Origin of the sequence: Corallococcus sp. AB049A, from assembly GCF_003668885.1 — a bacterium.
GTDB lineage: Bacteria > Myxococcota > Myxococcia > Myxococcales > Myxococcaceae > Corallococcus > Corallococcus interemptor.
Map to the genome: position 1 here is coordinate 1 of NZ_RAWL01000361.1, position 8,964 is coordinate 8,964.

Annotated in this window: 5 protein-coding genes; 1 reads left to right on the forward strand and 4 read right to left on the reverse strand. The window is 68.6% G+C overall.

Going from position 1 to position 8,964, the window contains the following annotated elements; translation table 11 throughout:
* Positions 1–45: 45 nt before the first annotated feature.
* From D7X55_RS29920 to D7X55_RS29930, 3 genes are all read right to left on the reverse strand, one after another.
* A complete protein-coding gene (locus D7X55_RS29920) occupies positions 46–1,269 on the reverse strand; it encodes an extracellular solute-binding protein (RefSeq protein ID WP_121724847.1) in 1,224 nt (407 codons plus the stop codon).
* Between the two features lie 20 nt (positions 1,270–1,289).
* Positions 1,290–2,384 (reverse strand): ABC transporter ATP-binding protein, encoded by a 1,095-nt coding sequence (locus D7X55_RS29925; protein WP_121724848.1) that lies wholly within the window; start codon positions 2,382–2,384, stop codon positions 1,290–1,292.
* A gap of 82 nt (positions 2,385–2,466) precedes the next feature.
* Positions 2,467–4,044: an alpha-amylase family glycosyl hydrolase gene (locus D7X55_RS29930; protein WP_120548893.1), complete on the reverse strand. Its 1,578-nt coding sequence runs from the start codon at positions 4,042–4,044 to the stop codon at positions 2,467–2,469.
* Positions 4,045–4,462: 418 nt separating this feature from the next.
* Between D7X55_RS29930 and pulA the strand changes: the two genes are divergently transcribed.
* The gene (gene pulA / locus D7X55_RS29935) at positions 4,463–7,921 is read left to right on the forward strand and encodes a pullulanase-type alpha-1,6-glucosidase (RefSeq protein WP_121724849.1); all 3,459 of its coding nucleotides are present in this window, start codon (positions 4,463–4,465) and stop codon (positions 7,919–7,921) included.
* A gap of 83 nt (positions 7,922–8,004) precedes the next feature.
* On the opposite strand, the gene map is transcribed toward pulA, so the two are convergent.
* A partial coding sequence (map, locus tag D7X55_RS29940; protein ID WP_121724850.1) for a type I methionyl aminopeptidase occupies positions 8,005–8,964 on the reverse strand: 960 nt, incomplete at its 5' end.

Below are 8,964 nucleotides of genomic sequence, written 5' to 3' on the forward strand. Positions count from 1 at the left end.
GAAGGGGGCTGCTGGGGGGCGTTCTGGCTCACTTCAGCTCCTCACTTACTTCTTGCGCAGGCCGGCGACGTCCTTCGCCACGCTCTTCTGGGCCGCGTCCAGGGCCGCCTTGGGGGTGGCGGTGTTCTTGAACACGGTGTTCATCGCGCTGGTGGCGGGGGTCCAGACCATGGACATCTCCGGCAGGTTGGGCATGGGCACCGCCACGTCCACCTGGTCCTTCATCGCCTTGAGCAGCGGATCCGCGGCCACCTTCGCGTCCTGGTACACCGCCTGGTTCGCGGGGCTCTGGCGGCCCTCCAGGGCCAGCGTCTTGCCGGGGCCCGCGTCGGTGAGGAACTTCGCGAAGTCGTACGCCGCTTCCTTGTTCTTCGACGGGGCGGCCACGTACACGCCCTCCACCGTCATCCAGGGCTTCATCGGCGTGCCCTTGTTCTCATCCAGCGTGGGCAGCCGGGCCAGGCCGTACTCCACGTTCTTGGCGACCTCGCCCAGGAACCACGGGCCGGAGAACACCATCGCGGCCTTGCCCTCGTTGAAGAGCGAGGTGATGAGCGCGCTGGACGGCTCCGCGGGGAGGATGGCGTCCTTGTTCTTCCACTTGAGGACCTGCTCCACCGACTTCACGTTGGCGGGCGAGTTCATCGTGGGGGCGTTCTTCGCGTCGAACACGCCGCCGCCAAAGCCGTTCATCACCGCCGCGTGGTAGTAGAAGTCGTTGTACGCGTAGGCCAGACCGAAGCGGCCCGCCTTCGCGTCGGTGAGCTTCTTGGCCATCGTCACCATCTCGCCGGACGTCTTGGGCGGCGTGGGGACCAGCTTCTTGTTGTAGATGAGCGTGATGACCTTGTAGTTCAGCGGCAGGCCGTACGCCGTCCCGCGGTAGGTCATCGCCTCCATCGTCGTGGGGATGAAGCGCTTCTTCGTCGCGTCATCCAGGAAGAAGTCGATGGGCTCCACCGTGTTGCCCGCTTCAATCCAGCCGCCCAGGCGGTCCTGCGCGAAGATGAAGAGGTCCGGCCCCTTGCCGCGCGGCACGGTGGCGGAGATCTTGTCCGCGTAGGCGTCGTACGGCACTGCCAGCGTGGTGACCTTCACCTTGCCTTCGTTGGCCTTGTTGTACTCGGCGACCACCTTCTCCAGCGCGGCCTTCTCCTCCGCGCGGTAGGCGTGCCAGAGCACCAGCTCCGTGGCGGCGAAGGACGGGACGGGCAACAGGCCGACTGCGCACAGACAGAAGGCCGCGAGCAACGTTCGCAGGTGCGTCATTGGGAAAATCCTCCGGGGTATCAAACGGAAAGCCGAAGCTCGGATTCAGCGTCGAAGAGATGCAGGGACTCCAGCTCCACCGTCACGGGGATGGAGGCGCCGGGCTCCGGGGTCGCTTGAGGGGGCAGGCGGAAGACCAGCGGGTTGTCTCCCAGGCGGGCGTGCACGATGAGCTCGTTGCCCAAGGGCTCCACCAGCTCCACGCGCGCCTCCGCGGGCGCGGACTCACCGCGCGCGGCGCTGCCCGCCGGCAGGATGTTGTCCGGGCGCAGGCCCAGCTTCACCTTGCGGCCGCCCTTCCCCGCCGTCGCCGGGCGCAGCTTCTGCGGCACCGGCAGCTTGAAGCCGTCACCGGTGAGCGACGCGCCGTCCGCGTCCAGCGTGGCGGTGAGCATGTTGATGGGCGGCGTGCCGATGAACTGCGCCACGAACACGTTGACCGGCTTCTCGTAGACCTCCAGCGGGGTGCCCAGCTGCTGGAGCTTGCCGTCCTTCATCACCGCGATGCGGTGGCCCATGGTCATCGCTTCGATCTGGTCGTGCGTGACGTAGACGGACGTGACCTGCAGCCGGTGCTGCAGCTTCTTGATCTCCGAGCGCATCTGCACGCGCAGCTTCGCGTCCAGGTTGGACAGGGGCTCGTCGAAGAGGAACACCGCCGGCTTGCGCACGATGGCGCGGCCCAGGGCCACGCGCTGGCGCTGGCCGCCGGACAGCGCCTTGGGCTTGCGGTCCAGGAGGTGCGAGATGCCGAGGATTTCGGCCGCCTCGTCCACCAGCTTGTCCATCTCCGGCTTGGGCGTCTTGCGGATCTTGAGGCCGAACTCCAGGTTCTGCCGCACGGACATGTGCGGATAGAGCGCGTAGTTCTGGAACACCATGGAGACGTCCCGGTCCTTCGGCGGCAGCGCGTTCACCGCGCGCTCACCGATGGAGATGGTGCCCCCTGAAATCTCCTCCAGGCCGGCGATCATCCGGAGCGCCGTGGACTTGCCGCAACCGGACGGCCCCACGAGGACCATGAACTCATGGTCGCGGATATCGAGGTTGAGCCCCTCGATGACCGACACGTCTCCGTAACGCTTCGCCACGTCCTTGAACGACACGCCGGCCATCAGGCCCTCCAGCAAGAGCCCCGCTCGCGCCGGTGACAACAGCACGTCCGGGTCTGGTTCTGCGCACGCCCCGCCGGGTGCCTCACGGCACGCGCCCGAGGATGCGCGCGGACAGCGGCGGGAGCGCCAGGTCCAGCGTGGCGCCAGCCTTCGTCCGCCCTCCGTTCAGCAAATCCTCCACCTCGCCGACGCCCGCCCACGCTTCCGGCCACGGCACTGAAGCCGTGCCCTTCGTCTTGCCGCGGTTCACCGCCACCACCACCGTGTCGCCGGACGCCTCGTCCTTGCGCTGGAAGACATACACATCGCCTTCCGTGTTGAGCGGCGCGTGCGTGCCGCGCGACAGGGCCGGGTGCGCGCGTCGGATGGCGATGAGGCGCTTGTAATACTCGCGCAAGGCCTCGTCGCGTTTCTTTCCCGCGCCAGGCTTCACCGCCTGCTTGCCCCACGGCATGTCGCTGCGGTTCGCGGGCCAGTCACCGCCGGCGCGGCCCACCTCTTCGCCGTAGTAGATGACGGGGATGCCGCTGGTGGTGAGCTGCAGCGTGGCGGCCAGACGGAAGAGCGGCACGTTGCCCTGAAGCTGGTGCAGCGCCCCGTCCACGTCGTGCGACGACAGGAAGTGCGACAGGTGGTGGCCCGGCGTCACCTTCGAGCGGGACTGGAGATAGCGGTCGAACGCCACCGCGCGGCCGCGCCCCTGCACGAAGCCCAGCGCGTTGCCCTGGAAGGCGAAGTCGAACCCGGCGTCCATCTCATCCGGGGTGAAGTACGGCGCCAGCCCCTCGACGTCGCCGCCCCACAGCTCGCCCAGGAGGAAGAAGTCCGGGGAGATCTCCGCGCGCGTGCGGCGGCGGTGCTCCTTCCAGAAGTCGTGGGACACGTGCTTCACGGTGTCCAGCCGGAAGCCGTCCACGCCGGAGCGCTTCGCCCAGTCGATCTGCGCGTCCAGCAGGTACTTCGCCACCTCCGGCCGCTCCGTCTTGAAGTCCGGCAGGCCCGCCACGCACGACGTCAGATCATCCGAGCCGCAGGTGCCCTTGTCTTCCGAGCGCAGCCAGTCCGGGTGGTCCTTCAGGTACCGGGAGTTGTAGCCCGGGTGGTTGTAGACGACGTCCAGCAGCACGCGGATGCCGCGCGCGTGCGCCGCGTCCACCAGCGCCTTGAAGTCCTCTTCCGTGCCGAAGCGCGGATCCAGCGAGTGGAAGTCGTCCGCCCAGTAGCCGTGGTAGCCCCAGTCCGGGAAGCCGGAGCCGGTGACGAAGCCCGGGATCTGCTTGAGCAGCGGCGTCACCCACAGCGCCGTCACGCCCAGCGAGGACAGCTCATCCAGGTTCGCGGTGAGCCCCTTCAGGTCCCCGCCGTGGAAGGTGCCCGGCGCCTTCACGTCCCCCTTCTCGTTGTTGGAGGGGTCGCCGTCCGCGAAGCGGTCCACCACCACGAAGTACAGCACCTCGTCCGCCCAGGGCCGCGCGGGCTCCTTCGTCGCCGGAGCCTGGGAGGGAGCCTGGGCCGGGGCCGGAGCGGCCTCCTTCACGGGTTCGGGAGCGGGGGCTGCCGGAGCGGCCGGCTGCGTCGCGGCGGGCTCCTGCGCGGGCTGGGTCGGCGTGGGGGCCGTGGCGCACCCCGCCAGACACAGGGCGACGAGGCCCTGGAGCATCGGGCGCCACCGACCGGGGTGGGAGACAGCGTTCGGTTGTGGGCAGGGGAGACTGGAGGACATCTGGGCGCGGCACTGTATCCAACAGTCTGGAAAGGGGTGAAGGGCCGTCGGGACAATCGGCTGATGCCGCAACGCGGCACGTCCCGGATGTCTTCCTCTGCACATCCGTGTGACGCATGGCGCGAGCGGACTCAACGGAGCGCGCGGTTCCTGCCGCACTGCGTCTCGGTTGGACGCCCTTTTCCATCCGACGTCACGGGGTGGATGCGCGGGCTCCGGCTCGGATCATCCAGTGGGTCACGCAAACCGTGAAATCGGCCCAAGGGTCTCCCGGGACAGGAGCGGCTGGTACCGTGCCCGGGATTTACACCCCCCCTGGAGGTTTCCCCTGAGAGTTCCATTCGCAGGACCCCGTTTGACGCGAGCGCTCGCGTTGGGCGGGCTGATGACCGCGCTCGTCCCGCTGTCGTCGCTGGCGGCGCCCACGTCCGTGACTGTCATTGGCGATCTGCAGAGCGAAGCGGGCTGTGCCGCGGACAACGACCCCACCTGCGCGCAGACGGCGCTGGCGTACGACACGAACGACGACAAGTGGCAGGGCTCGTTCAACGTGCCGGTGGGCACCTGGCACTTCAAGGTCGCGCTGGACGGCTCGCTGTCGCAGACGCACGGCGGCCCCGGCGGCGCGGACGTGGTGCTGAACCAGACGACGGCGGGCGCGGTGAAGTTCTACTTCGACGCGAACACGCTGTACGTGACGAGCAACCGCTCCGGCACCATCGCCACGGTGGCGGGCTCGTTCCAGAGCGAGCTGGGCTGTCCGGGTGACTGGCAGCCGGACTGTCTGGCTTCGATGATGCAGGACCCGGACGGCGACGGCATCTACACCTTCACCACGAAGGCGCTGGCCGCGGGCAACTACGAGTGCAAGGTCGCGCTCGACGAGCAGTGGACCACCGCCTACCCCGGCAGCAACGCTGCGTTCGAGGTGGAGAGGGATGGCCAGGAGATGATCTTCACCTTCGACTCCGGTGCGTCCAAGAAGGTGACCATCCGGGCCGCGGACGCTCCGGCGGGCAACCTGCTGCTGGCTCGGGCGCACTGGATTGCGCGCGACACGCTGGTGTGGACCCCGGAGGTCGCGGCCCCCGCGGGCACGGTGTTCAAGCTGCACACGGCGCCCACGGGCGGCATGACGTTGAGCAGCACCGGCGTGCAGGGTGGCAGCGCGGTGACGCTGACGGTGGATCCCTCGGGCCTCACCCCCGCGCAGGCGGACCGCTTCAAGAACCTCCAGGGCCGCACGGTGCTGAAGCTGGCCGAGGCGGACGTGGCCAACGCGGCCACGTGGCTCAAGGGTCAGGTGGCCCTGTCCGCGACGAACGCGGCGGGCGTGGTGCTGGACGCCACCAGCGCGCAGTTCGCGGGCGTGCTGGACGACCTGGACGCGTATGACGGCCCGCTGGGCGCCACGTTCGAGAACGGCATCCCCACGCTGCGCGTCTGGGCCCCCACGGCCAAGAGCGTGAACCTGCTCCTGTTCGCGGACGGCACCCCCACGTCCACCACCACCCGCGTGCCCATGACGGCCGGCGCCAAGGGCGTCTGGAGCGTCACGGGCGACGCGTCGTGGAAGAACCGCTTCTTCCTCTACGAGGTGGAGGTCTACGCCCGCAAGGAGGGCAAGGTCGTCACCAACCGCGTCACGGACCCCTACTCCGTGGCCCTCTCCATCAACAGCGAGCTGAGCCAGATTGTCGACCTGGCGGACCCCACGCTCGCGCCGCAGGGCTGGAGCACGCTGGCGAAGCCCGCGCTGGAGGCGCCGGAGGACATCGTCCTCTACGAGCTGCACGCGCGCGACTTCAGCATCAACGACCTGACGGTGCCGGAGAACGAGCGCGGCACGTTCAAGGCGTTCACCCGGGACTCGGACGGCATGAAGCACCTGACCCGGCTGGCGAAGGCGGGCCTGACGCACGTGCACCTGCTGCCGGTGTTCGACATCGCGACCATCAACGAGGACCGCGCGGGGCAGAAGCACCCGCAGGGCGACCTGGTGTCGCTGCCGCCGGACTCGGATCAGCAGCAGGCGGCGGTGAAGGCCGTGGCGGACCTGGACGGCTTCAACTGGGGCTATGACCCGTACCACTACACGGTGCCGGAGGGCAGCTACTCCACCAACGCGCAGGGCACGACGCGCACGGTGGAGTTCCGGGAGATGGTGCAGTCGCTCAACCAGCACGGCCTGCGCGTGGTGATGGACGTGGTCTACAACCACACCAACTCCTCCGGGCAGGACGCCAAGAGCGTCCTGGACCGCATCGTCCCCGGCTACTACCACCGCCTCAGCGACGACGGGAACGTGGAGACGAGCACCTGCTGCCAGAACACCGCGTCGGAGAACGCGATGATGGAGAAGCTGCTCATCGACTCCGTGGTGACGTGGGCCAAGGCGTACAAGGTGGACGGCTTCCGCTTCGACCTGATGGGCCACCACATGAAATCCAACATGGTGAAGCTGCGCGCCACGCTGGACGCGCTCACCGTGGAGAAGGACGGCGTGGACGGCAAGGCCATCTACGTCTACGGCGAGGGCTGGGACTTCGGCGAGGTGCAGAACAAGGCGCGCGGAGAGAACGCCACGCAGCTCAACATGGCGGGCACGGGCATTGGCACGTTCAACGACCGCCTGCGCGACGCGGCCCGCGGCGGTGGCCCCTTCAGCGGCTTGCAGGACCAGGGCTTCATCAGCGGCCTCCTGTCCGCCCCCAACAGCACCAACCAGGGCACGGAGGCGGATCAGAAGGCCCGGCTGCTGCTCTACGGCGATTGGATCCGCGTGGGCCTCACCGGCAACCTGAAGGACTACCCGCTGGTGGACGCCACCGGCAAGTCCGTGAAGGGCGAGGAGGTGAAGTACAACGGCGGGGCCCCCGTGGGCTACACGCTGGACCCGCAGGAGGTCATCACCTACGTCTCCGCGCACGACAACGAGACGCTGTTCGACGCGGTCCAGTTGAAGGCACGGCGCGACCTGCCCATGGCGGAGCGCGTGCGCATGCACAACCTGGGCATGTCGCTGGTGGCGCTGGGCCAGGGCATCCCGTTCTTCCACGCGGGTGATGAGCTGCTGCGCTCCAAGTCGCTGGACCGCAACAGCTACAACTCCGGTGACTGGTTCAACAAGGTGGACTGGACCTACCAGTCCAACAACTGGGGCGTGGGCCTGCCTCCGGCCCCGGAGAACAACGGCAACTGGCCGCTCTTCGGGCCCATGCTGGCGGACCCGGCGCTCAAGCCGGCGAACGCGGACATTCTCCGCGCGCGCGACCACTTCGAGGAGATGCTGACCATCCGCAAGAGCTCGCGGCTGTTCCGCCTGCGCACCGGTGACGAGGTGAAGCAGCTGGTGCGCTTCGAGAACACCGGTCCGGACCAGATCCCGGGCCTCATCGTGATGGCCATGCAGGACCACGGCACGAACGCGGAGGGCAAGCGCGCCATCGTGCTGTTCAACGGCACGGACGACGCGCAGACGTTCAAGTCGGACGGGTACAAGTCCCTGAAGCTCAAGCTGCACCCGGTGCTCCAGGCGTCCACGGACCCGGTGGTGCGCACGTCCGCGTACGACGCGGCCACGGGCGGCTTCACGGTCCCGGCGCGCAGCACCGCCGTGTTCGTCACCGACGACGCCGTGGTGGACCCGGATCCGGATCCGGATCCGCAGGACCCGGGTGATCCGCAGGATCCCCAGGACCCGGACGAGTCCGACGGCTGCAACTGCCAGAGCACGGTGCCCGGCCCGCTGGGCGCCACCAGCCTGCTGATGCTCTGCGGCCTGGCGCTGAAGCTGCGCCGCCGCCGGGCATAAGCCGTCACCGCCTGGAAATGAAGCGGGCCCCGGATGCGCGGTACGCGTCCGGGGCCCGTGGTGTTTTCAGGAGCGGGAAGCGCTCAGGGGACGGTGAGGATCTCCGCGCCCGTGTCGGTGACGAGCAGGGTGTGCTCGAACTGCGCGCTGCGCAGGCCGTCCGCGGTGACGACGGTCCAGTCGTCGTTCCACGTGCGGTGGTCCCAGTGGCCCTGGTTGATCATGGGCTCCACGGTGAAGATCATCCCGGGCTGCATGATCGTGTCGGCTTCCGGCTCGTAGTAGTGCGGAACCTGGAGCGCGGTGTGGAACGTCTCACCAATGCCGTGGCCGCAGTACGCGCGCACCACGCTGGTGCCGTTCTTCACGGCGTGGGCCTCCACCGCGCGGCCAATGTCGCTGATGGGCCGGCCGGGCTTCACCGCGGCGATGCCGATGTCCAGGCACTCCTTCGCGATCTGCACCAGGCGCTGGTGCTGCGGCTCCACGTTGCCCACCAGGTACGTGGCCGAGCAGTCGCCGTGGACGCCATCCAGGTAGATGGTGATGTCCAGGTTGACGATGTCGCCGTCCTCCAGCGCGCGGCTGTCCGGGATGCCGTGGCAGATGACCTCGTTGACGGAGGTGCAGAGCGACTTGGGGAACTTGTGGTAGTTGAGCGTGCTGGGGTAGCCGCCGCGCTTGAGGTAGGCCTCGTGCGCGATGGCGTCCAGCTCATCCGTGGTGATGCCCACGCGCACGTGCTGCGCGGTCTCCACCAGCACCTGCGCGGCGGCCTGGCAGGCGCGGCGCATGCGGGCGATGACGTCCGGCGACTTCACGTCCGGCTCGTTGCGCGAGCGCGAGGGACGGCCCGCCATGGAGTCCGCGTAGTCCGGCCGCGCGATGGTGAGCGGCACCACGCGGCGGGGGCTGACGATGCCGGGGCGGATGCCCTTGCGGTTGGTGTCCGTGCCCTTCTTGCGGGCCTCCACGGTGTCCGCGCCACGGTGGCACTTCTTGTACTTGGAGCCACTGCCGCACCAGCAGGCGTCGTTGGGCCC

What these genes read in the sequence shown, in the direction of transcription:
- D7X55_RS29920 (WP_121724847.1), bottom strand. Translation starts at nt 1,269, where the DNA reads ATGACGCACCTGCGAACGTTGCTCGCGGCCTTCTGTCTGTGCGCAGTC.
- D7X55_RS29925 (WP_121724848.1), bottom strand. Translation starts at nt 2,384, where the DNA reads ATGGCCGGCGTGTCGTTCAAGGACGTGGCGAAGCGTTACGGAGACGTG.
- D7X55_RS29930 (WP_120548893.1), bottom strand. Translation starts at nt 4,044, where the DNA reads ATGCTCCAGGGCCTCGTCGCCCTGTGTCTGGCGGGGTGCGCCACGGCC.